Source organism: Streptomyces sp. Je 1-332 (assembly GCF_040730185.1).
Taxonomy (GTDB): Bacteria; Actinomycetota; Actinomycetes; order Streptomycetales; family Streptomycetaceae; genus Streptomyces.
Genome location: NZ_CP160402.1, coordinates 5,294,288 through 5,317,593, shown reverse-complemented (window position 1 = coordinate 5,317,593; position 23,306 = coordinate 5,294,288). Strand labels below are relative to the sequence as shown.

The window sequence follows — 23,306 nt, the reverse complement described above, 5'->3', positions numbered from 1 at the left end:
GTCCGGCGCGCCCTGAGCGCCCTTCGGCGGCCGAGCCAGGCCGCCCGACCTGCGGACGAACCTGCGGACGAACCTGAGGACAAAGGAGTGGAGCCTCGTTGGCCACCGGCACGGAACCCCATCTGAAAAGCGGTCAGGATCCCGGCGGCGTCAGAGCGGCGACGCGCGCCGCGATCAGCGCTGCCCATCTGCGGACCGACCGCTGGTGGCTCGCGCCCGCCGCGACCGCCGCCGGCCTCTTCGCCTTCATCGTCTACTCGACGTGGCGGGCCTTCGCCAACGCGGACTATTACGCGGCGCCCTACGTCTCACCGTTCTACTCACCGTGCCTCGCCGAGAACTGCGAGCCGATGCGGTCGGGACCCAACTGGGAGATCTTCGGCAGCTGGTGGGGCCTGTCCCCCGCCCTGCTGATCCTGATCTTCCCCCTCGGCTTCCGCCTGACCTGCTACTACTACCGCAAGGCGTACTACCGCGGCTTCTGGGCGTCACCGCCCGCCTGCGCGGTCGCCGAGCCGCACAAGAAGTACTCCGGAGAGACCCGCTTCCCGCTCATCCTGCAGAACATCCACCGCTACTTCTTCTACGCGGCGGTCCCGGTGGCGGGCATCCTCACGTACGACACCGTGCTTTCGTTCCGCGATGAGCACTACGAGTGGGGCCACATGGGCCTCGGCACGCTCGTCATGCTGGTCAACATCGTGCTGATCTGGGCGTACACCCTCTCCTGCCACTCCTGCCGGCACATCGTCGGCGGCAAGCTCAAGCACTTCTCCAAGCACCCCGTGCGCTACCGCATGTGGCAGTGGGTCGGGAAGCTGAATGCCCGTCACATGCTGCTCGCCTGGGCTTCCTTGGTGAGCGTGGCGCTCGCCGACTTCTACGTGTATCTGATCGCGTCCGGCGCCTTCGACGATCCGAGGTTGTTCTGATGTCTCAAGTGGAGCGGCAGCAGTGGGACGTTGTCGTGGTGGGAGCCGGAGGAGCGGGCCTGCGGGCCGCGATCGAGGCACGTGAGCAGGGCGCCCGTACCGCAGTGATCTGCAAGTCCTTGTTCGGCAAGGCCCATACGGTGATGGCCGAGGGCGGCATCGCGGCCTCCATGGGCAACGTGAACTCCGGCGACAACTGGCAGGTGCACTTCCGCGACACCCTGCGCGGCGGCAAGTTCCTCAATCAGTGGCGGATGGCCGAGCTGCACGCGCGTGAAGCTCCGGACCGCGTATGGGAGTTGGAGACCTGGGGCGCGCTGTTCGACCGTACGGCGGACGGGCGGATCTCCCAGCGCAACTTCGGTGGGCACGAGTATCCCCGCCTCGCGCACGTGGGCGACCGGACCGGCCTGGAGCTCATCCGCACCCTTCAACAGAAGATCGTCTCCCTCCAGCAGGAGGACGAACGCGAATTCGGGGACCACGAAGCGCGGTTGAAGGTCTTCCAGGAGTGCACGGTCACCCGCGTCCTCAAGGAGGGCGAGCGGGTCAGTGGCACGTTCTGCTACGACCGCGAGTCCGGCCGCTTCTTCGTGCTCGAGGCCCCGAGCGTCGTTCTCGCGACCGGCGGCATCGGCAAGTCCTTCAAGGTGACGTCGAACTCGTGGGAGTACACGGGCGACGGCCACGCGCTCGCGCTGCTCGCCGGGGCGCCGCTCCTGAACATGGAGTTCGTGCAGTTCCACCCGACGGGGATGGTCTGGCCGCCTTCGGTGAAGGGCATTCTGGTCACCGAGTCGGTGCGCGGCGACGGCGGTGTACTGCGCAACTCCGAAGGCAAGCGGTTCATGTTCGACTACGTGCCGGACGTCTTCAAGGAGAAGTACGCCCAGTCGGAGGACGAGGGCGATCGCTGGTACGACGACCCGGACAACAACCGGCGCCCTCCGGAGCTGCTTCCGCGCGACGAAGTGGCGCGCGCGATCAACTCCGAGGTGAAGGCGGGCCGCGGATCGCCGCACGGCGGGGTCTTCCTGGACGTGTCGACGCGCATGCCCGCGGAGGTCATCCGGCGCCGACTGCCCTCGATGTACCACCAGTTCAAGGAGCTCGCGGACGTCGACATCACCGCCGAGGCGATGGAGGTCGGACCGACCTGCCACTACGTGATGGGCGGCATCGCGGTCGAGTCGGACACGGCGGCGGCGGAGCGCGTACCGGGTCTGTACGCGGCAGGAGAGGTCGCCGGCGGCATGCACGGCTCCAACCGGCTCGGCGGCAACTCCCTGTCCGACCTGCTCGTGTTCGGGCGGCGCGCGGGGCTGCACGCGGCGCGGTACGCGGCGGGCTTCTCCGGGGCGGGTCTCACCGGGGCGGGCGCGAGGCCGTTGGTGGACGAGGTCGAGGTGGACACGGCGGCCGCCGAGGCGCTGCGGCCGTTCAGTGCGGAGGGCCCCGAGGAAGGGGCGACACCGGAGAATCCGTACACCCTCCACCAGGAACTCCAGCAGACGATGAACGACCTGGTCGGCATCATCCGCCGCGAGGCGGAGATGGAGCAGGCCCTGGAGAAGCTCGCGGAACTGCGCGTGCGGGCACGGCGGGCCGGCGTCGAGGGGCACCGACAGTTCAACCCCGGCTGGCACCTGGCACTCGATCTGCGCAACATGCTGCTCGTCAGCGAGTGCGTGGCGCGGGCCGCCCTGGAGCGCACGGAGAGCCGGGGCGGCCACACCCGCGAGGACCATCCGGGGATGAACCGCGAATGGCGCCGCGCGAATCTGCTCTGCCAGCTCACGGATCCTTCCGGCGGGCTCGCGGCGACCGACCCCGTACGCGGCCAGATCGACCTGGTGCGGGTCACCACCGAGCCCATCCGTCCCGACCTGCTTGCTCTCTTCGATAAGGAAGAGCTGGTCAAGTACCTGGCCGAAGAGGAGCTTTACGAGTGAGTACGTCTACGTCCGCGTCCACGCCGAGTTCCACCTCGTACGACGCGCGGTTCCGGGTCTGGCGCGGGAACGTCGAGGGCGGCGACCTGGAGGACTTCACGGTCGAGGTCAACGAAGGCGAGGTCGTCCTCGACATCATCCACCGCCTGCAGGCGACCCAGGCCCCCGACCTCGCGGTGCGCTGGAACTGCAAGGCGGGCAAGTGCGGTTCGTGCTCGGCGGAGATCAACGGCCGGCCGCGGCTCATGTGCATGACGCGGATGTCGGTGTTCAGCCGCGAGGACGTCATCACGGTGACACCGCTGCGGGCCTTTCCTGTGGTGCGGGACCTGGTGACGGACGTCGGCTTCAACTACACGAAGGCGCGGGAGGTGCCGTCCTTCGTGCCACCTGCGGACCTCGGCCCCGGCGAGTACCGCATGCAGCAGGCGGACGTGGACCGCTCCCAGGAGTTCCGCAAGTGCATCGAGTGCTTCCTGTGCCAGGACACGTGCCATGTGGTGCGCGACCACGAGGAGAACAAGGCGGCGTTCGCGGGACCACGCTTCCTGATGCGGGTCGCGGAGCTGGACATGCACCCGCTGGACGCGGCGGCGGAGAGCGGCATCGACCGCAAGAAGACCGCTCAGGACGAGCACGGCCTCGGCTACTGCAACATCACGAAGTGCTGTACGGAGGTGTGCCCGGAGGGCATCAAGATCACGGACAATGCCTTGATCCCCTTGAAGGAACGGACAGTTGACCGGAAGTACGATCCGCTGGTGTGGCTCGGGAACAAGATCCGGCGGCGGGGGGAGCAGTAGCGCCGCTACGGCCCTTCGGGGAGGTGTCCGGAGGTGGAGTTCGCCGGATGAGGCGCCATTTCGCTGCGGAGGACCAGGAGGCGGCTTACGCTCCCGGGATGGGGACGACTGATCGACTGCTCGGCTCGGGTCGCACCGCGGATGTCTTCGCACTGGACGACACGTGGGTGCTGCGCCGGTATCGGGACGGGACCGACGCGACGGACGAGGCCGCCGTCATGACGTATCTGTACGAGCACGGGTATCCCGTACCGCCGGTGCGCCCGGCCGAGGCCGGGGCGCCGCCCACCGACCTGGTCATGGGGCGGCTGACGGGGCCGACCATGGCGGAGGCCGCGTTGCGGGGCGCGATCACGCCGCAGGAGGCGGCGGTGATCCTCGCCCGGTCGCTGCACACGCTGCACGCCCTTCCTGCTCGCTCGTCCGCCTCGCCCACGGACCGCGTCCTGCATCTCGATCTCCACCCGGGGAACGTGATCCTCACCCCGGAGGGCCCCGTGGTGATCGACTGGGCCACCACGGAGGAGGGGCCGCCCGGCCTCGACTGGGCGATGTCGGCGCTGATCCTCGCGGAGGTCGCGGTGAGCGGCAGACCCGAGGCCGCGGGGTCACGCGCCGCCCTGGCCACGCTCCTGACGGACGCGGCGGTCGATGTCAGGGCCACAGCGACCAACCACCTCGCGGAGGCCCGCGCCCGCCGGGCAGCGAACCCGACGCTGGGGGCGGACGAGTTGCGGTGGCTGGATGCGGCGGTGGAGCTGGTGCTGGAGTAGCGCTGGGCAGCACTGACGGGAGGCGGCACGAGACGCTGGGCGCCCCGGGGCGGACAGAGGACCCGAGGCGGACGGAGGACCCAGGGCCGACAGAGGACCCGAGGCTGACAGAGGACCCGAGGCTGACAGAGACCCTGGGGAAGGACGCCGCCCGATCCCCCGCCCGTTCCCCCGGTCGCGCACCCCCCAAGACGGTCATACGCTCCCAAATGTGACGCCGCCCTCACACATAGTCGTGCGGGCGTCAGCGGTAGCTGTCGCACTGCTCAGCTGGTGCCTGTTGCTGCTGGCCGCCCCCTCGGCACTCGCCGCCCCGGCCGACGACCCGGTCACGCTCTCCCGTGACGGCCAGATCACCGACAAGGTGGGCGCGCTCGGCGACCGCAAGGACGCCACCGCACGGGCGCTCGACCGACTCTACGACGACCGCGGCCTCCAGCTCTTCGTCGTCTACGTACGAGACTTCTCCGGGCGCGGCGCGCAGGACTGGGCGGATGTCACCGCTCAGCGCAACGGGCTCGGTCTCGACGACCTGCTGCTCGCCGTAGCCACGCACGACCGCCAGTACGCCTACTCCGCGGACGCCGACTCGCGGCTCACCGAGGCCCAGCTCCAGGACGTGGCGACCACCGCGATCAAGCCCGCGCTGCGGCAGAACGACTGGGCGGGCGCGGCCATCGGCGCCGCGAACGGCTACAGCGCGGTCCTCACCGGCAGGCCCGTCCCCACCCCGGAGATCACCCCGGGAGCCGCCGATCCGGGTGGCGGCAGCGGCGGCGGTGCGGAGACGGCCACCGGCGACCTCGTCCTGCCCATCGCGGTGGTCGGCGGCGCCGGCGCCCTCGCGGCGGTCGCGTACAGCCGCCGCAAGCGGCGTACGAACACGCGGACGACGCCCGGAGCCGGCGGCTGGGGCAAGGGCGCGGCGGGCCAGGGGCCCACCCCGCTCCCGGAGCTCGACAAGCGCAGCAAGCAGCTCCTGGTGGAGACCGACGACGCGATCCGCACCAGCGCGGAGGAACTCGGCTTCGCCACCGCCCAGTTCGGCGACGAGGCGGTGCGGCCCTTCACGGACGCGCTCGCGTACGCACGCTCCGAGCTGACCACGGCCTTCAAGCTGCGCCAGCAGCTGGACGACGCCTATCCGGAGGACGACGCGACCCGGCGCACCATGCTGGACGAGATCGTCGCGCGCTGCACCGAGGCGGGACGGCGCCTCGACGCGGAGGCCGCGGGTTTCGACCAGCTGCGCGCCCTGGAACGCGACGTGACGGGAGCCCTGGACCACGCCGAGCAGGTGTTCCGGGAGGTCACGGGCCGCACATCGGCGGCGGAGACCACCCTCGGCAAGATCCGCGAACAGTACGCGCCACCCGCGTCCGCGGCCGTGGTCGGCCACGTGGAGCAGGCCAAGGACCGCCTCGTCTTCGCCACGACGCATCTGAACGAGGCACGCCAGGCCATCGACGCGGGCGACAACGGCAAGGCCGCCGTCCATCTGCGGGCCGCCGAGGGCGCCATCGACCAGGCCGGCACCCTCGTGGACGCCGTCGACCGGCTCGCCGACGAGCTGGCGCTGGCCACGGAGAAGCTCCCCGCCGCGCTCACCGAGACGGAGACCGACCTCGCCGAGGCGCGCGGCCTCCTCGAAGGCACCACGGCGGGGGCCTCCACGGCCGACCTGCACGGCCGTATCGCCCGCGCGGAGACGGTGGTCGCCGAGGTCCGCAAGAAGATGGCCGCGGGCCCGCACGACCCGATCGACGCCCTGCGCCGGGTCGAGGAGGCCGACGCGGTCCTCGACGAGTCCCTCAAGGGCGCCCGCGAGCGCGAGGTCACCCGACAGCGCGCAGCCACCCTCCTCGGCCAGGCCCTGCTCACCGCGCGCAGCGCCGTGGGAACGGCGGCGGACCTCATCGACACGCACCGGGGCGGCGTGGGCAGCGAGGCGCGGACCCGCCTCGCCGAGGCCCAACGCCATCTCGCGGGTGCGGAAGCTGCCAAGGACACCGACGCCTCCGCGGCGCTCGCCGAGGCCCAGCAGGCCGACACCCAGGCCCGGCAGGCCCAGCAGCTCGCCGAACGCGACGTACGCGGCTACGGCAACCCCTACGGAGGCGCCGGCGGCCGTGGCGGCGGCATGGGCGGCGCGGTCCTCGGCGGCATCATCCTCGGCGAGCTCTTCGGAGGAGGCCGCGGCATGGGCGGGGGCGGCTTCGGAGGGGGCGGCTTCGGCGGCGGTGGCTTCGGCGGAGGCGGTCCCGGAAGCTTCGGCGGCGGCGGTACCCGGGGCCGGATGGGCGGGGGCGGAAGGTTCTGAGCCACGCCCGCCCCGCCGCTCCGGCCGCCTGCCCCCCCGGTCCACCCCGCTGCCCGCCCGTCCCGCTGCCACCACCCCTCACACAAAGGAGCCCGTCATGACCAAGCAGACGATCCTCGGCCGCGTGGCCCAGCTCGCCAAGGCCAACATCAACGCCGCCCTCGACCAGGCCGAGGACCCGCAGAAGATGCTCGACCAGCTCATCCGCGACTACACGAACAACATCAGGGAGGCGGAGGAGGCGGTCGCGACCACCATCGGCAATCTGCGGATGCTGGAACTGGACCGCAAGGAGGACCAGGAAGCCGCCGCGGAATGGGGCACCAAGGCGGTCGCGGCCAGCAAGAAGGCCGACGAGCTGCGGTCCGGCGGCAGTGCCGTGGAGGCCGACAGGTTCGACGGCCTGGCCAAGGTCGCGCTGCAGCGGCAGCTGCAGTCCGAGCGGGAGGCCAAGGACGCCGAGCCGACGATCGCCTCGCAGACGGAGGTGGTCGACAAGCTGAAGTCGGGCCTCGACCAGATGAAGATCAAGCTGACCGAACTGCAGTCGAAGCGCGACCAGTTGGTCGCCCGCGCCAAGACCGCGCAGGCCCAGAACCAGATGATGGACGCCGCCCAGAACATCGATGTCCTCGACCCGGCCAGCGAGTTGCACCGCTTCGAGGACAAGGTGCGCCGCGAGGAGGCGAAGGCGCTGGGCAAGCAGGAGCTCGCCGCTTCCTCCTTGGACGCCCAGTTCGAGCAGCTGGACAGCCTGGGCGACACGGCGGAGGTCGAAGCCCGCCTCGCCGCGCTCAAAGCGACCACCTGACCACGTACGCGACCGACCACACGACCACGTACGCGACCACAGGGCCACGTAGCGGCCCTCAGAACAGGCTGAGCAGCGCCTCCGCCGCGTCCATCGGCTCCACCCCGCTCTCCGGCAACGGCATCTCGAACCACACCGTCTTGCCGCGCGGCGTCCTGCGCGAGCCCCACGCGGCGCTCAGCAGGCCGACCAGTTGCAGCCCGCGCCCGCCCTCGTCCGTGTCGCGCGCCCGGCGGCGGCGCGGCTGGACGAGGCCCGCGTCCCACACCTCGCACACCAGGGTGCGGTCGAGCAGGAGCCGCACCCGGATGTCACCCTCGCCGTACCGCAGCGCGTTGGTGACCAGCTCGCTGACCAGCAGTTCGGCCGTGTCGCAGAGGGGGTCGAGGTCCCAGGTGCGCAGCTGCTGGCAGGCCAGTTCGCGGGCCCGGCCCACCGACTTCGGGTCGCGCTCCAGCGTCCAGTCCCCGACCGCCTCGGCGGGCAGGCCCTGGATGCGCGCCATGAGCAGCGCGATGTCGTCCTCCCCGTGGTGGGTGTCGAGGGTGTTCAGGACGTGGTCGCAGACGTCCTCGAGAGCGGGCGCGGGGTCGTCGAGCGCGCGTACGAAGGCGTTCAGGCCCTCGTCGAGGGGGTGGTGGCGCGACTCGACGAGCCCGTCCGTGTACAGCGCGAGCAGGCCGCCCTCGGGCAGCTCGACCTCGACCTCCTCGAAGGGCTCACCGCCGACTCCCAGCGGCATGCCGGGCGGCACGTCGAGCATGAGCGGAGTCTCGCCGGGCTCGACGAGTACGGGCGGCAGGTGGCCGGCGTTGGCGAAGGTGCAGCGGCGCGTGACGGAGTCGTAGACCGCGTAGACGCACGTGGCCAGGTAGACCTCGGAGAGGTCCGTCTCACTCGCGGCACGCGTCTGCCGGGCCGATCTGGTGGCCTGCTGGGTGCCCGAGGGGTCGCCGAGGCCGCGGGCGATCTCGTCGAGCGCGGAGAGCACCTCCGCGGGCTCCAGGTCCAGGAGCGCCAGGGTGCGTACGGCGGTGCGCAGTTCACCCATGGCGACGGCGGCCCGCAGACCGCGGCCCATGACGTCGCCGACGACCAGGGCGGTGCGGTGGCCCGGCAGTTCGATGACGTCGAACCAGTCGCCGCCGACCTCGGTCGCCGCGTTGCCCGGCAGATAGCGGCAGGCGATGTCAAGGCCTGACGCCTCGGGGTCGTCGGGCGGGAGCAAGGAACGCTGCAGTATCAGCGCGCGTTCGTGCTCGCGGCGGTAGAGGCGGGCGTTGTCGATACAGACGGCGGCGCGCGCGGCGAGCTCGACGGCGAGGGCGCGGTCGCGCTCCCCGAAGGGCTCGCTCCCCTTCGTACGGGAGAACTGGGCGAGGCCGACGACGGTGTCGTGGGCGACCATCGGCACGGCGAGCGTCGACTGGATGAGCCCGCCGGTGAGCCTGCTCGCGGAGCCGTCGTCGGCCGCGGAGACGAGCCGCGGACGCGCCGCGCGCAGGGCGTCGGCGCAGGGCGACGTGAAGGCGAAGCGGTGCACAGCGCCCACGTCGACGGGGTGGCCGCCTTCCGGGAAGGGCGCGTCGGCTACGGCACTGGCGAAGGCGACGCGGCGCAGTTCGGCGCTTCCGTCGGCGAGGCCCGGGGGTGTCTCGTCGCCGTCGAGCAGGCCTTGGTAGAGGTCCACGGACGCGAGGTCGCAGAAGCCGGGGACGGTGACGTCGAGCAGCTCGCGCGCGGTCGTCTCCAGGTCGAGGGAGTTGCCTATGCGTGCGCCCGCCTCGTTCAGGAGGGCGAGGTTACGTCGGGCGTGGGCGGCTTCGCGGGCGGCGGCGTGCCGCCGGGTGACGTCGGTGCCGAGGCCCGCGACGCCTATGGGGCGGCCGGAACCGCTGTGCACGCGGTAGAGGTTGATGGACCAGTGGCGGCGGTCGTTGCTGCCGGGGGCGGGGCCGACTATCTGCATGTCCGTGACGGAGTCGCCGGTCTCCAGGACCCGCTTGAGGGCGGCGGCCATACGGTCGGCCTCGTGCCGCGGCAGGTAGTCGTGGACGGTGCGCCCGCGGTGCTCCTCGACGCCGCCTCCGAAGACCGCGGCGAAACGGCGGTTGGCCCGCTGCACCCTCAGGTCCGTGCCGAACAGCAGGAAACCGAAGGGAGATTGGCCGAAAATGGCCTGCGAGGCGGCGAGGTCCGTCTCGATCTGCCGGAGCGCCCGTACGTCGACGACGATGCAGACGGCGGCCCGCTCGCCCTCCTCGGTCCCGGTCGGCATCACGTAGACCTCGGCGATGCCCTCGGAGCCCTTGTACGTCTCCGCGCCGGACCCGTCGGACCGCGCGGGCGCCCGGAAGGGAACGGACCCGGTCCACTCCCTGCCGTCCAGGATCTCCGCCATCTTGCGGTGCCCGCCGCTGCGCAGCTCGGACGGGACGAAGGCCTCGATCGGGTCCCTGCCCACGGCGTCCTCGGCGGCCACACCGAACAGCCGCTCGGCACGCAGGCTCCACTGGTCGATGAGACCGTCGGGGCCTATCGAGAACGACGCCACCTTGATGTAGTCGTAGATCGAACCGGGTGGACTGCTCTGCCACATCACGTCATCCGCAGCTTCGCCCCTGGCGTCGCCCGACGGCCCGTCCTGCTCCGTCGCCTTCGCTGGTATCTCGCTCACGCGAACCGTCCCCTCCAGCTCACCACGTCCGGCACCGGTCACCGGATGCGGCTGCCCGCAGTATCCAGCACTACGGAACCACGCCACACGGCGTTCACGATCACAGCACGGACTCAACTCTTTTTGGCCCGTGACCGTCTTGTGTCCGTCTCACGCTGCCAGTCTTCTAACCCGGCAGCACCAGCTCGAACCACACCGTCTTGCCCGTCTTCCCCGTCCTGCCCTGCCGCGTCCCCCAGCGCCGGGACGCGCGGGCCACCAACTGGATCCCCCTGCCCCCCTCGTCATCAGGGGAGGTGTCGCGTTCCTGGGGCGGGTCGGGAAGCGGATCGGACACCTCGACGAGGAGGGTGCCCGAGGGCCCGGCCGGACGTACGAGCCGTACTCCGATGGGGCCCGACGCGTGCCGCAGGGAGTTGGTCACCAGTTCGCTCACGAGGAGCACGGTGATGTCGCCGACCGCGGCGAGGCCCCAGGCTCCGAGCTGCTTGCGGACGACGGCACGGGCCATGCGCACGGCGCCCGCGTCCGCGGGAAAATCCCACTCGGCGCAGTCGCCTTCGGTGTCGATCACGCCGATCACTTCCAGACCAGCAACAGCGGACCCTTGTCCGGTTTCATGGGGTTAATGGGCACATACCCGATATCCCGCCGGAATTACCGCTTACCTTGGCGCACTGTGGCACGAACGGCGTAGGTGGGGCTCAAGTGCGGAGAGACAGACCTCGCACGCTCCCCGGCCGACGGCGCTCCCACCCCCCTGCTAGCGGCACTCCATCGCCGCCGCGACCGCCGCGACCGCCGGGACGTCCACGTCCAGCCAGTCCACCGACCAGACCTCGTCCGGCGAGAGCCAGCGCAGCTCGTCGTGGTCCTCCAGGGGTTCGGGGACTCCGGACAGGAGCTTCGCCGTCCAGACCCACAGGACGTACCCCGGCTTGAGCGGCCACCGCCCCGGCACTCTCGCGACCGGCTCGGCGTCCACGCCCAGCTCTTCGCGCAGCTCCCGCACCAGGGCTTCCTCGGGCCGCTCGCCCGGCTCGACCTTCCCGCCGGGCAGTTCCCAGCGGCCCGCGAGCTCAGGGGGCGCACTGCGCCGCGCGGCCAGCAGGCGCCCGTCGTCGTACAGGGCGGCGCCCACCACGATGCGTTCCGTCATACGGCGGAGCCTAAGCGGTCAGCGCGCGCTGCTGTTCTGGCTCAGCCTCTCCACGCTGTACAGGCGCTGGCGGCCGTGGTCGTCGAGGCTTTCCGCGATCCTCTCGGCCTCGGCCTTCGTCGCGTACCTGCCCACCCTGTAGCGGTTGCCATTGTCATCCTGACGTATGACGAGCCAGGGAAGTACGGCCGTTCCGTCATTCATCGCGCCCCTCCGCTCCCCGCCCCCGGCGCGCGCCACGCCTCGGTCAGTAAGGAAACCGCAATCCGCATATGCCCGAGCCTACGCCCGACCTTTACTCAGCGGATACGACTTTGCACAAAGAGGTACGCAATCGGCCAATAGGAAGGGGGCGCACCTTGTCGGGTGCGCCCCCTGGTGGCACCGGTTCGACCGGTGCGGGCCCTTGCCGGTCCCGCGTCAGTCGGCGCGCGGGCTCACAGAGCACATCGGGTACGTAGGCGTACGGGACCGGCAGCGAGAACGGCCAGAACCCAACGCCCCCTGTTCTGGGCGTGGTTGCTCCGGCGTCACGCAAACGGGGCGAGCGTCAGCCCGCGATCACGGCGGGCGGACGGGCCCGTCCGGATTCCGGGCGTGCGCCGGAGCGTTCGGTCACCTCACCGGCAGGTGGTATGCGATTCGGTAGCGGTCGGCGGGGACCACGACGTCGGCCGTCTCGACCGGCTTGCCCGACGCGTAGTACGTCCGCTGCACGACGATCACCACATGGCCGGGGACACCGCCGAGCGCCATGAGCTCCTCCGCAAGCCCCGGCCGCGCGCCGACCTCCTCCGCGACGTTGTCCACGACCACGTCGATGGCCGCCATGCGCTCGACCACTCCGCAGCCCCCCAGCGGCCCTTCTTCGGGGAGCATCACCGGAGTGCGTCCGGTGACGGCGAGGGGCTCCCAGGACGTGGAGAGCATCATCGCCTCGCCCGCGTCGCGGTACACGTACTTGGTGCACATGACGCGGTCGCCCGCGCGGATGCCGAGACGCTCGGCGATCGCGCTGCCGGCCTCGACCTGCTCGCTGCGCGACTCCCAGGTGCCGCGCGCGCCGTCCTCCGCCTGCTCCTGACGGAACGGCGTCGAACCGCCGGACGCGCGATAGCCGGTGCGGGCCACGCGACGGGGCACGGGGCGCTCGCGCACATAGGTGCCGGATCCGGAACGCCCCTCGACCAGGCCTTCGGCCATCAGGACCTTGCGGGCCTCCAGGGCGACCGTGTCCGACACTTTGTACTCCTCGCGGATCCTGGCCTGCGAGGGGAGCCGGGTGTGCGGCGGCAGCGAACCGTCGACGATCTTCTTGCGGAGATCACCCGCGACACGCAGATACGCCGGCTGTTCACCGAAAGTCACTGGCCACTCCCATCAGCTTGACAGACAGCAACAGCCTGGCAACCGTGGGTTGTTGGCCGCAACCCAAGGCCAAGGAATCACCCGAAGTGATGATTTTGGGGTGCGCAGGGCTTTACGCAGGGGCTTTCCACAGCTATGGCGATCACATTCCCACGGCACTCCGGGGGACGTCGATCAAGCGCTCTCGCCCCGGATGGCGAGGAAGCGGGAGACCGCCGCGCGTGCGATCTGACTCCCCCAGCCGCCCCAGTTCACGTCGAAGCAGTGGTCGGCCCAGGGGAGTTCGACATAGGTCGACCGCGCCCCGGCCGCGTCGAGTCGCCGCGCCAGCTCGCGCGCCTGCGCCACCGGCACCGCCCGGTCCGCGCTGCCGTGCAGCAGGAGTGTGGGCGGCACATCGGTCCGTACGAGCTTCGCGGGCGAACCGAGCAGGTAGCGGGCGGGCACTGCCTTCGCCGAACCGCCCATCAGCCGCGGGATCATGGGGTCGGCGCGCAGCGCGGTGCCCGCGATGAGGCGCGCCATGTCGGTCGGCCCGTAGAGGGAGATCACCCCGGCGACCGAGCTGTCACGCACCGCACAGGACGCGGGGACGCGGTCGTCACCCTCCGTGTAGGCCGCCGCGAGCGCGAGGTTGCCGCCCGCGGAACTGCCCGCGAGCACAAGGCGTTCGGGGTCGATACCGAACACGCTCGCGTGCCGCCGCACCCAGCCGACGGCGCACTTCACGTCGCCGATCTGGTCGAGCTGGGTCGCGCGGGGCGCGAGCCGGTAGTCGATGTCGAAGACCGACCAGCCCCGCGCGTTGAACCAGCGGTTCCACGCCGGACTCTGCCCCCGGTGCCCCTTGTTCCACCCTCCCCCGTGCACCCAGACCACCGCCGGGTGACGCACCCCGTCCCGCTTCGGCAGGGTCCACAGATCCAGCTTCTCGCGCCGCGTCCCGATGCGGGCGTAGCGGCGGGTGCGGTCGCCGTCGGGGGCCTTGGCGTAGTTGACGCCCTCGAAGTAGGCGGAGGGGACGAGGGGTTGCCCCTGGCCCTGGGCGGTGCGGTACGCGGCGGCGTACGGCATGACGGCGTACACGAGCCCCAGGAACGCGGTCAGGACGGCCAGCCCCGCGCACCAGGGGTGGCGCCGCCCCGCGGCCGCTCCGGCGACCAGACCGATGACCGCGGGCGGCACGAGCACGAGCCCCCAGGAGGTGACCGCCGCCGCGACGAGCACCAGGAGGGAGATGCGGGGCAGCGGGGCGGCGACGAGCACGACGAGGGCGGCGTTCAGGAGGGTGATGGCGACGAGGAGCCAGCGGGACAGATGCACGAGGCGCGAAACCCCGGGGCCGTTCCCGCTGTTGCGGCTACCCCTTCGGGGAGGGATCGACGCCGCGGGCCCCGGAGTGCGGCGGCCCGCGGCGGCCGGCGTCACGACAGTCGTCACGCCGAAGAACTATCACAGAAGCGGACAAAAGGCCCTTAAGCTGAGCAACCTCACCCGCGGAGCGGGCCGGGTCGAGGCCCCGAAGCCGGTCTCCGCGGACGAGGCCGCATACGTACGGAAGCAGCTCAGCTCACGGCCTGCGGCCTGCGGCCTAGAACTGCAGCGCCCAGGAGTCGATCCTCCCCACGTCCTGCGCCGCGTTGTCGCTCACCCGCAGCTTCCACGTGCCGTTGGCCGTCTCGGACGACGCGTTCACCGTGTAGGTGGTGTTGATGTCGTTCGAACTGCCGCCGGTTCCATAGCCCTTCAGCGTGTACGCGCTGCCGTCGGGCGCTATCAGCTGCACCCGGAGGTCACCCACATAGGTGTGCTTGATGGCTACCGGCACGCTCAGGGTGGCGGGCGCCGAACCCGGGACGCCGCTCACGGTGACCGGAGATTCGGCCGTGGCGTTGTCGTTGATCGCGTAGTCGGTCGTGTTCTCGAACTTGGAGCCCGGGGGGTTGGTCGAGCCGGGACCCACGTTCAGGAGGCGGTTGGGCGAGCCCGATCCGGGGCTGGTGACGACGCCGGTGGAGGCCGCGCCGACCAGTGCCGCGGAGACCTGCGCCGGGGTCGCCGCACGGTTGTCCGCGAGGTAGAGCGCCGCGGCACCCGCGGTGTGCGGGGACGCCATCGACGTACCGGAGATGGTGTTCGTCGCGGTGTCGTTGGTGTTCCAGGCCGAGGTGATGGACGAGCCCGGCGCGAACAGGTCGAGGACGCTGCCGAAGTTGGAGTAGCTCGCCTTGGCGTCGGTGTTCGTGGTGGCGCCGACCGTGATGGCCTCGGTCACGCGCGCGGGCGAGCGCGTGGAGGCGTTGACGGATTCGTTGCCGGCCGCGACGGCGAAGGTGATGCCGGACGCGATGGCGTTGCGTACGGCCGCGTCCAGGGCGCTGTCGGCGCCGCCGCCGAGTGACATGTTCGCCACGGCGGGCTTGACCGCGTTCTGGGTGACCCAGTCGATGCCGGCGACGACCTGCGCGGTGGTGCCGGAGCCCTGGTTGTTCAGGACGCGCACACCGACGATCTTCGCCTTCTTGGCCACGCCGTGCAGGGTTCCGCCGACGGTGCCCGCGACGTGCGTGCCGTGGCCGTGGCCGTCCTGGGCGGTGTTGTCGTTGTCGATGGCGTCATAGCCGTAGGAGGCGCGTCCGCCGAAGTCGCTGTGGCTGATGCGGACTCCGGTGTCGATGACGTACGCCGTGACACCCTCACCGGCGGAGTCCGGATAGGTGTACGAGTTGTTCAGCGGGAGCGTCTTCTGGTCGATGCGGTCAAGACCCCAGGAGGGCGGGTTCGGCTGGGTGGCGTCGACGGTGAACGTGCGGTTCTGCACGACGGACGTGACCGCCGGGTCCGCGGCGAACTTCTTGGCCTCGGCCGCGGAGAGCTCGACCGCGTAGCCGTTGAGCGCCTTCTTGTACGTACGGTCGATCTCGGCGCCGTACTTCTCGGCCAGGGCCTTGCCCTGCCTGGAGTCGGCCTTCGCGGCGTCCGCGTCGAGGCTGACTATGTAGCTGCCCGGTATCGCACCCGGGGCTCCGGCGTTTTCGATCGTGCCTTCGGCCTGACCCGGCTGAGCGGTCGCGGGGAGGGCGGAGACGACGCCGAGGGCGAGGGCCGCGACCGCTGTCGCGCTGATCCCGGCCAGTCTTCGGCGGGTATGACGCATCACTGCCATCTGAGGGGTCCTCCTCAATAGGTGGTGCGCTGGTGGGGGATGGTGAGGGATGGCGCAGACAGGGATACCGACAGGGACATGTCAAGCAAAATGCCCGTTCTCGCCCTCACCGCGACGGAAACTTGCCTTCGTCGGGACGAAAGATTGGCGGATCCATAGGAATCCCACAAGGGTCAGGACCGGACGTAACATGACCGCCACGCACCCGTCATGACACATCGGCCCCAACTGCCCCAACTAGCCTGACTACATGACAGCATTGCCGGATTGTTTCTGCCCCACCGACGGAACCCGTGTCCCCTCGGGCACCCTCGCCTGGTGCTGCCCCGTCTGCCGCGGCCCCCTCGACCTGGACTTCTCCCCCAATCCCGCACCGCTGAAGTCCCTGACCGGCAGGGTCAATTCACTGTGGCGGTACGCGGAGTCCCTGCCCTTGCCGGCCCCCGCGTTCTCGCTCGGCGAGGGCCGCACACCGCTCGTTCCGCTGGATGGCGCGATCTCGGCCAAGCTCGACTTCCTGATGCCGACGCTCTCCTTCAAGGACCGCGGCGCGGTCATGCTCGCCGCCCTCGCCCTGCGCCTCGCCCCGGACCGGGTGATCGCCGACAGCAGCGGCAACGCGGGCACGGCGGTCGCCGCGTACTGCGCGCGGGCCGGGCTGCCCTGCACGGTGTACGTCCCGGAGGGCACGTCACCGAAGAAGCTCGAACAGATCGGCGCGCACGGGGCACGGCTCGAAGTCGTCCCCGGCGACCGCGAGAAGACGGCGTGGACGGCCCGGACGGCGGCCGACGAACCGGGCACCTTCTACGCCTCGCACGTGCACAACCCCTACTTCCTGCAAGGCACCAAGACCTACGTCCACGAGCTGTGGGAGGACCTGGGCGGCCGGCTGCCGGACGCGCTCGTCGTGCCCGCGGGCAACGGCACCCTGCTGCTCGGCGCGGCCCTCGCGGTGCGCGAACTGCACACGGCGGGCCTGATCGCGAAGGCTCCCGCGCTGTACGCCGTGCAGGCCGCCGCGGTCTCCCCGCTGGCCGAGGCGTGGCGCGCGGGCGCCGACGAACCCCTGGGCACCACGCCGGCGGCCCCCACGCTCGCGGAGGGCATCGCGATCCCGCAGCCGCCCCGCGCACGCCAGATCCTGCGGGCCGTACGCGGTCTCGGCGGCGGCTTCCTGACGGTCACGGAGGACCAGATCCGCGCCGCCCAGCTGGACCTGGCAGGACGCGGCCTGTACGTCGAGGCGACCGGCGTCGCCTGCTGGGCGGCCGTACGGGACGGAGCGCTCGGCGAGCGGACGGCCGTGGTTCCGCTGTGCGGGGCGGGCCTGAAGTCAGGGCTCGCCGACGGCTGAAACTGCTCGAACGAATGAACTCGCTTTGCGTACAGGCCAGTTGGCGCCACGGGATTGATGGTCACAGCTCGGCTCCGCACATGGCCGGAGGCCTGCCCTGAGCTGGACTGTGGCCGTACGCTTGTCGCCACCATCGATATGACGGTGCGATCGGGGAGGTCACGGGGGTGGACGGGCGCAGCCCTGCGAGGGTTCGCAACGAATTGGTCGCCGACATCGTCGACGTACTGCAGGATTCGAGCACGGTACGGCAGGAGAACAGCGCCGATCTCTGGGTGCGCATGCTGAGCGAAGAGCTGGAACACCCTGTGGAGCCGCTGCGCAACGGGGCGCTGCGGCCCTGGTTGCTGCAACTGGTGGAGCACTGCGGGCAGGTCCCCGACGGCCTGCCGAGTCTGGTGCGCTGTCTGCAGTATCTGGAGCAGCAGTCCTCCGCGATCCTGTCGCTGCTGCGTCTTGTGGACGAGTGGGAGGCCGTGGAGTTCTTCGACGGCGCCGACCTGCATCCTTTGCAGCCGATCCTCCGTGACATGCGCTCATCGGCGGGCCTCGCCACCCTCGCCCGGCGGGCAAGCCGCTCACGCACCCAGGAATTGCCCGCGTGGTGCGACACGGGATGGGCAGTCTTTCTACGACTGGCCGGCGACAACACCGCCGCGAAGGAACTCCCCGTCAGCATGGCGTTCCTGGCCCTGGCCGCCGAACGGCTCGTGGAGGACGGACAGATGGAGGCAGCGGAGGACCTGCGTCGCTGGAACCGTCAGCAGGCCAGGACGTGGGGCCTTGAGGAGCAGATCGCCGACTGGCAGCGTGGCGACCTGGCCCGGCAGGCCCCGCCGTCCATGGTGCCCGCGTATCTGATGATCCAGTTCGAGCCGGACGGAGTGGACCCCGACCGCTACTTCCTCTCCCACTGGCGGCAGTCGGACGCCGAGGGCTGGCATCCCGTGCCGGGCGAGACCCTGCATCTGCACCGTGACGACCTGCCCTCCGAGGTCGAGGTCCTCATCGAGCAGACCGAGGAGCGGTGGGCGGACCTGCGACAACCGGTCGTCCTCGAATTCATCCTCCCGTGGGAACTACTCGGCGAGCCCGTCGAGTGGTGGCACAAGGAGTCCTCGTCCTCCTCCCCGACCCCTCTGGTGATGGACTACGCGGTTCTGATCCGCAGCTTCGAGCGCCTGCGCAAGGCCGCCTGGCACCGTCCCTGGCACAAGAAGTGGCGCCAGCTCAAGGAGCAGCCCGCCGACAGCCATTCGTACTTCAACCCTCCAGGCCAGTCGCACTTCCATCTGGAGCGCGAGCTGAAGGAGGACGACCACGCGGTCTGCCTGGTTCTGAGCCAGCCCCCCGGCACCGACTCACCTGCCAGCCATCAGGAGTTCATGGCGGGACTGCGCGCGGGGGTGCCCGCGATGATCTGGCACCGCGGCGACTGCGGCGACCCCGCCTTCAAGGAGGCGGTCGCCGAGATGGTCCAGGACAGGGGCCTCGCCGGTCTGGTGACGCGCGCGGGAAATTGGCGCAAGGAAGCACTGGCGCTGGGCCCCGAGGGCTGGGACAACCACGTGGGACGCCATCTGGCGATCCTGCTCGACGACCCGGAGCGCAGACCCGGGCCGCCGGGGCCCGACCGTACGCCGGTGACGAGTTGACCGGCCCCGCCGGCCACCGGTCCGTGAACCTCCCGCACCCGGCGAGAGGGGGTGCCGCGCCGTGACCCAGACCGCCTCCGCTGCCGTACGGGCGTCTCCCACCGGGCGCACACCTCCGCCCGACGGGCGCACACCCTCGACGGCCGGGCGCACCTCCTCGACACCCGGGCGCACCTCTTCGACGGCCGGGCGCACGGAGCCACTCGCCAGGCGCATCACACTCACCGCCGGAGGCACGAACTCCCGTTCCCAGGGCGCGACTTCCGGCAAGATGCCCGTGCGCCCCGGCCCATGCCGCCGTACCCCCTTGCTTGCACTGCGGGCGCACTGTCACGCTGCGCTTGTGGATGTCACGCACGCCCGCGCACTGCGGGACTCCGCACCATCGTCCTGGCCGCCACGACGCCTTGAGGGCGCATATGCATGACGACGGAGGGCAGCGGCAGGGACCGGCAACGCGGGCACGTCGTGAGGCCGCGTCCGTTCTCGGCCGACTCGGGCGCGCGGCGACCGGCCGCCCGGGCAGACAGGAACGCTCCGAGGCGGTGCTCGTCCTCGACAGCCACCTGACCATGCGGATCTGGGACCACGCCGTCGACGACCTGGTCGACGAGCTGAACCGCGAAGGGGACTTCGCGCGCGTACGCGTCCTGAGCCTGCGCGGCACCGACGAGACGGACCCGGCCCGCATCGGCCCCGAGGAACCGCTCGGCAGCGCGGGAGACATGCGCCGCGTGATCCTCGTGCTCACCGACGGTCTCGCGGCCGGCTGGCGCTCGGGCGCGGTCATGCCCCTGCTGCGCGCCTGGAGCCGCACCTGCCCGGTCGCCGTCGTGCACGTGCTCCCCCAACAGCTGTGGTTCCGCACGGGCCTGGACGTCTGCCGGGTGCGGCTGCGCGCCGACCACGCCTGGGCGGCCAACAGCGAGCTCGACTGGGAGCTGCGCGATGCCCCCGTCGAGTCGCGCGACCCGGCAGAGCCGGAGGTCGAGGGGGACGCGGTCCTCGTGCCGGTCCTCGCCCTGACCAACCGCTGGGCCGAGGCCTGGACCCAGCTCGTCATGGGACCTGAGCCGCGGTGGCTCGAGATGTCCGCTGTCCGTGCGCGGGAGTGGAAGCGCAGGCCGGACGCCGCGCGGGCCCTGCCCTGGACGGACGAGGTCCCCGACCCGCGCAGCACGGTGCCCGCGGCGGAACGCGTCTCGGACTATCGCGCCGGGGCCTCTCCCACGGCCTTCACCCTGGCCACGCGCCTGTCCGCCGTCCCCCTGAGCCTCCCGCTGATCCGCAAGGTCCTGGAGACCACGCCGGGGGCCGGCCCCGCGCACGTGTCGGAGCTGCTGATGAGCGGCCTCGTCCGGCCCAGCGGGGAGCAGGGCGACGACATCACGGACGTGGCGTTCTCCTTCGCTCCCGACATCCGCGAGGAGCTGCTCGCGCTCGGCCGCCGCAGCGACACGGCGCGGATCCTGCACGACGTACGCGCGTTACTGGCGGGCGACGGCACCGGCGCCCCCTCGCTGCTCCCCTCCCCCGCCGAACCGCTCGACACCCTGGCCATGCCCCGGGTGAACAGCCGCAACATCGGCTTCCTCCGCGTGGAACTCGCCGCGCTGAGGGCACTCTCCGGACGTTTCATGCAGCGCGCCGCCCTGCTGGCAGGGGTACTTGGCTGGCACGATCGTCGATACGCAGTCAGCCTGGAGAAAAGCGGTCGAACCCCCGACTCCCGGCCCCATCCTGAAGGAGTATTGGCGATGTCGACTACGTCCCAGCAAACGGTGGAGGGGGACCGCACATCACAGCCGCGCGTTTGGGGAAACCTGCCGCCCCGTAACCCGAACTTCACCGGTCGCGCGGAGCTGCTCGAACTGCTCGGCGAGCGTCTGCGGGAGGGCACGACCACGGTCCTGCCCGAGGCGATTCACGGCATGGGCGGCGTCGGCAAGACCCAGCTCGCCATCGAGTACGCGTATCGCCATCAGGGTGAGTACGACATCGTCTGGTGGATTCCCTCCGAGCGGCCGGGCCAGATCGGTCAGGCGCTGGTCGAGCTGGCCGGACGCCTGGGCCTGGAGACCAGCACCGAGGCGAACATCGCGGGCCCCGCGGTGCGTGAGGCGCTGCGCGAGGGACGGCCCTACTCACGCTGGCTGCTGATCTTCGACAACGCCGACAACCCCGAGCAGGTACGTCACTACTTCCCCACCGGGGGCAACGGCACGATCCTGGTCACCTCCCGCAACCGGCGGTGGGGCCTGGTCGGCGGCTCACTCGAAGTGGACGTCTTCACCCGCGAGGAGAGCAAGGAACTCCTGCGCCACTCCGGGCCGCCCCTCCAGGAGGACGAGGCGGACCGTCTCGCCGAGGCGCTGGGAGACCTGCCGCTCGCCCTGGAGCAGGCCGCCGCGTGGCGTGCGGAGACGGGCATGCCCGCTTCGGAGTATCTGCGCCTCTTCGAGAACAAGCGGACCGAGCTTCTGGAGACGTCCCCGCCCCCGGACTACCAACTGCCGGTCGCGGCCGCCTGGAACGTCTCCCTCGACCACCTGGAGAACCGCAGCCCATCGGCCCTGCGTCTGCTGCAGCTCTGCTCGTACTTCGCCCCGGACCCGATCTCGCGGTCCATCTTCTCCGGCCTCGGCAACAGCAGCATCTTCCCCGAGCTCGACGCGACGCTGAACGACCCGATGCGGCTCGCGCGCGCCATAAGGGAAGTGAACCGCTACTCCCTCGCCCGCATCGACCACCGTACGAACTCCATCGAGATGCACCGCCTCGTACAGCTCGTCCTGAACAACCGCATGTCTCCCGAGGAACAGGCCCGGATGCGTCACGGGGCCCACACCCTGCTGGCCGCCGCCGACCCCAAGTCCCCGGTCTCCCCGGCCAACTGGCCGCGCTACGCGGAGCTCTACAGCCACGTCATCGCGTCCGACGCGGTCAAGTCGGACCAGCCCTGGGTACGCCAGCTCGTCCTGAACGTCGCCGAGTACCTCTACCGCTGGGGCGACCACGAAGTGGCGATCGACTTCTCCGAGCGGGCCTGGGAGACCTGGCGGGAGGTGTTCGGCGAGGAAGACCAGATGACGCTCCTCGTGGGGCAGAAACTGACCTTCCTCTACTGGAGCGTCGGCCGGCACCGCGAGGCAGCGTCGCTGGTGGCCCGAATCAGGGAGATCTACGAGCGCACAGCCCCGGCCGTCGGTGAGGACACCCGCGAGGACGCCTTGGACGCCATCCAACTCGAAGCGGCCGTCCGCCGCGTCGAGGGACACTTCGCCCTCGGCGCCCAGCTGGACGCCACGGTCTACGAGCGGGCGCGCCGGGCCTTCGGCGAGGAGGATCCGACCACGCTGAACACCGCCCACAACCTCTCGGTGAGCCTGCGCCTGATGGGGGACTACCGCAAGGCCCACGAACTCGACCAGCAGACCCTTGCGTTGAAGCTGCGGGTTCTCGGCCAGGACCATCAGCAGACGCTGCACTCCGAGCTCAACGTCGCCATCGACATGCGCGAGACCGGCGACTACGTCAGCGCACGCGCCCGGCAGGAAGCCGTCCTGAACGCCTACCGCGAGGTCTTCGGCAGCGGCAACCCCGCAACCATCGAGACGGTACGCCAGCTCAGCGAGGCCTGCCGCAAGGAGGGCGACCACGCCAAGTCCCTCGAACTGGCCCTCGACGCCAGCTCACGCTTCACCCGCCGGTACGGCGACAACCACCCTCAGTCGCTCTCCGCCGCCCTGACCCTGTCCATCGCCCTGCGCGAGAACGGCGACCTCCAGGCGGCACGTGAGCGAGGGGTCAAGGCCTGCCAGGGGTACCGCGAGATCTTCGACCCCAGCCACCCGCACGTCCTGTCCGCCGACATCGACCTCGCGGTGACGCTGCGTCTGCTCGGTCAGCCCGACGAGGCGCGCCGGCTCGACGAAACGGCCCTTTCCTCGCTGACGGAACGGCTCGGTGCGGCCCACCCCATCGCCCTGGCCTGCGCCATCAACCTGGCCAGCGACCTGGCCGCGCTCGGCGACCACGCCGCGGCCCGGACGCTCGGCGACGAGACCCTTGAGCGCTGCCGCGGCACGCTCGGGGAGGACCACCCGACCACGCTGGCCTGCGCCCTGAACCTGGCGACGGACCTGGTCGCGGTGGGCGAGGAGACCGACGGGGCCACCCTGCGGGCCGACACGATCGCGCGGATGGAGCGCGTGCTCGACGAGCCCCGGCTCCGCTCCGAGAACGCCGCCCCGCACCCGGCCACCGTCCAGGCCAAGGCAGGTCAGCGGGCCAACTGCGACATCGACCCGGTGCCGCTGTAACCCACATGCCG

The 23,306-nt window shown here is 70.9% G+C and carries 16 protein-coding genes; 9 read left to right on the top strand and 7 right to left on the bottom strand.

Annotation, left to right across the window (positions count from 1 at the left end):
* Positions 1-98: 98 nt before the first annotated feature.
* From ABXJ52_RS24195 to ABXJ52_RS24170, 6 genes are all read left to right on the top strand, one after another.
* Complete coding sequence (locus tag ABXJ52_RS24195; RefSeq protein WP_367044778.1) at positions 99-932, top strand: hypothetical protein; 834 nt, start codon at positions 99-101, stop codon at positions 930-932.
* Entirely contained in the window at positions 932-2,884 is a 1,953-nt protein-coding gene (locus tag ABXJ52_RS24190) for a fumarate reductase/succinate dehydrogenase flavoprotein subunit (RefSeq protein ID WP_367044777.1), read from the top strand. Before ABXJ52_RS24195 ends, ABXJ52_RS24190 begins: the two co-directional genes overlap by 1 nt.
* Positions 2,881-3,687, top strand: coding sequence for a succinate dehydrogenase/fumarate reductase iron-sulfur subunit (locus ABXJ52_RS24185; protein ID WP_367044776.1), 807 nt, complete (start codon positions 2,881-2,883; stop codon positions 3,685-3,687). The genes ABXJ52_RS24190 and ABXJ52_RS24185 overlap by 4 nt, the downstream gene beginning before the upstream one ends.
* 98 nt (positions 3,688-3,785) lie before the next feature.
* Complete coding sequence (locus ABXJ52_RS24180; protein WP_367044775.1) at positions 3,786-4,460, top strand: phosphotransferase; 675 nt, start codon at positions 3,786-3,788, stop codon at positions 4,458-4,460.
* A gap of 211 nt (positions 4,461-4,671) precedes the next feature.
* Complete coding sequence (locus ABXJ52_RS24175) at positions 4,672-6,780, top strand: TPM domain-containing protein (protein WP_367044774.1); 2,109 nt, start codon at positions 4,672-4,674, stop codon at positions 6,778-6,780.
* A gap of 97 nt (positions 6,781-6,877) precedes the next feature.
* Positions 6,878-7,591, top strand: a complete 714-nt coding sequence (locus ABXJ52_RS24170; protein ID WP_367044773.1) for a PspA/IM30 family protein — start codon at positions 6,878-6,880, stop codon at positions 7,589-7,591.
* A 58-nt stretch (positions 7,592-7,649) separates the two neighbouring features.
* Here the strand turns inward: ABXJ52_RS24170 and ABXJ52_RS24165 are convergent, their stop codons facing one another.
* From ABXJ52_RS24165 to ABXJ52_RS24135, 7 genes are all read right to left on the bottom strand, one after another.
* Positions 7,650-10,268, bottom strand: coding sequence for a SpoIIE family protein phosphatase (locus ABXJ52_RS24165; protein WP_367044772.1), 2,619 nt, complete (start codon positions 10,266-10,268; stop codon positions 7,650-7,652).
* 166 nt (positions 10,269-10,434) lie between these two features.
* Positions 10,435-10,851, bottom strand: coding sequence for an ATP-binding protein (locus ABXJ52_RS24160; protein ID WP_367044771.1), 417 nt, complete (start codon positions 10,849-10,851; stop codon positions 10,435-10,437).
* A gap of 180 nt (positions 10,852-11,031) precedes the next feature.
* Entirely contained in the window at positions 11,032-11,427 is a 396-nt protein-coding gene (locus ABXJ52_RS24155; RefSeq protein WP_367044770.1) for a (deoxy)nucleoside triphosphate pyrophosphohydrolase, read from the bottom strand.
* 18 nt (positions 11,428-11,445) lie between these two features.
* On the bottom strand, positions 11,446-11,631 hold the full coding sequence (locus ABXJ52_RS24150) for an SPOR domain-containing protein (protein ID WP_367044769.1): 186 nt from the start codon (positions 11,629-11,631) through the stop codon (positions 11,446-11,448).
* Between the two features lie 411 nt (positions 11,632-12,042).
* Complete coding sequence (locus tag ABXJ52_RS24145) at positions 12,043-12,795, bottom strand: GntR family transcriptional regulator (RefSeq protein ID WP_367044768.1); 753 nt, start codon at positions 12,793-12,795, stop codon at positions 12,043-12,045.
* 174 nt (positions 12,796-12,969) lie between these two features.
* Positions 12,970-14,118, bottom strand: a complete 1,149-nt coding sequence (locus ABXJ52_RS24140) for an alpha/beta hydrolase (protein WP_367044767.1) — start codon at positions 14,116-14,118, stop codon at positions 12,970-12,972.
* Positions 14,119-14,386: 268 nt separating this feature from the next.
* Positions 14,387-15,961 carry a S8 family serine peptidase gene (locus ABXJ52_RS24135; protein ID WP_367044766.1) on the bottom strand — a complete coding sequence of 525 codons (1,575 nt, stop codon included), beginning with the start codon at positions 15,959-15,961 and terminating at the stop codon, positions 14,387-14,389.
* Positions 15,962-16,211: 250 nt separating this feature from the next.
* On the opposite strand from ABXJ52_RS24135, the gene ABXJ52_RS24130 reads away from it, so the two are divergent.
* The 3 genes from ABXJ52_RS24130 (at position 16,212) to fxsT (ending at position 23,295) form a co-directional block, all read left to right on the top strand.
* Positions 16,212-17,318: a threonine synthase gene (locus ABXJ52_RS24130; protein ID WP_367044765.1), complete on the top strand. Its 1,107-nt coding sequence runs from the start codon at positions 16,212-16,214 to the stop codon at positions 17,316-17,318.
* Positions 17,319-17,521: 203 nt separating this feature from the next.
* A complete protein-coding gene (locus ABXJ52_RS24125) occupies positions 17,522-18,973 on the top strand; it encodes a hypothetical protein (RefSeq protein WP_367044764.1) in 1,452 nt (483 codons plus the stop codon).
* Positions 18,974-19,392: 419 nt separating this feature from the next.
* On the top strand, positions 19,393-23,295 hold the full coding sequence (fxsT, locus tag ABXJ52_RS24120; RefSeq protein WP_367044763.1) for an FxSxx-COOH system tetratricopeptide repeat protein: 3,903 nt from the start codon (positions 19,393-19,395) through the stop codon (positions 23,293-23,295).
* The last annotated feature ends 11 nt before the right edge of the window (positions 23,296-23,306 follow it).

Bases quoted from the DNA above. Each gene is read 5' to 3' on its own strand.
- ABXJ52_RS24190 (WP_367044777.1), top strand. From the start codon at position 932: ATGTCTCAAGTGGAGCGGCAGCAGTGGGACGTTGTCGTGGTGGGAGCC.
- ABXJ52_RS24180 (WP_367044775.1), top strand. From the start codon at position 3,786: ATGGGGACGACTGATCGACTGCTCGGCTCGGGTCGCACCGCGGATGTC.
- ABXJ52_RS24170 (WP_367044773.1), top strand. From the start codon at position 6,878: ATGACCAAGCAGACGATCCTCGGCCGCGTGGCCCAGCTCGCCAAGGCC.
- ABXJ52_RS24155 (WP_367044770.1), bottom strand. From the start codon at position 11,427: ATGACGGAACGCATCGTGGTGGGCGCCGCCCTGTACGACGACGGGCGC.
- ABXJ52_RS24150 (WP_367044769.1), bottom strand. From the start codon at position 11,631: ATGAATGACGGAACGGCCGTACTTCCCTGGCTCGTCATACGTCAGGAT.
- ABXJ52_RS24135 (WP_367044766.1), bottom strand. From the start codon at position 15,961: ATGGCAGTGATGCGTCATACCCGCCGAAGACTGGCCGGGATCAGCGCG.
- ABXJ52_RS24130 (WP_367044765.1), top strand. From the start codon at position 16,212: ATGACAGCATTGCCGGATTGTTTCTGCCCCACCGACGGAACCCGTGTC.
- fxsT (WP_367044763.1), top strand. From the start codon at position 19,393: ATGCATGACGACGGAGGGCAGCGGCAGGGACCGGCAACGCGGGCACGT.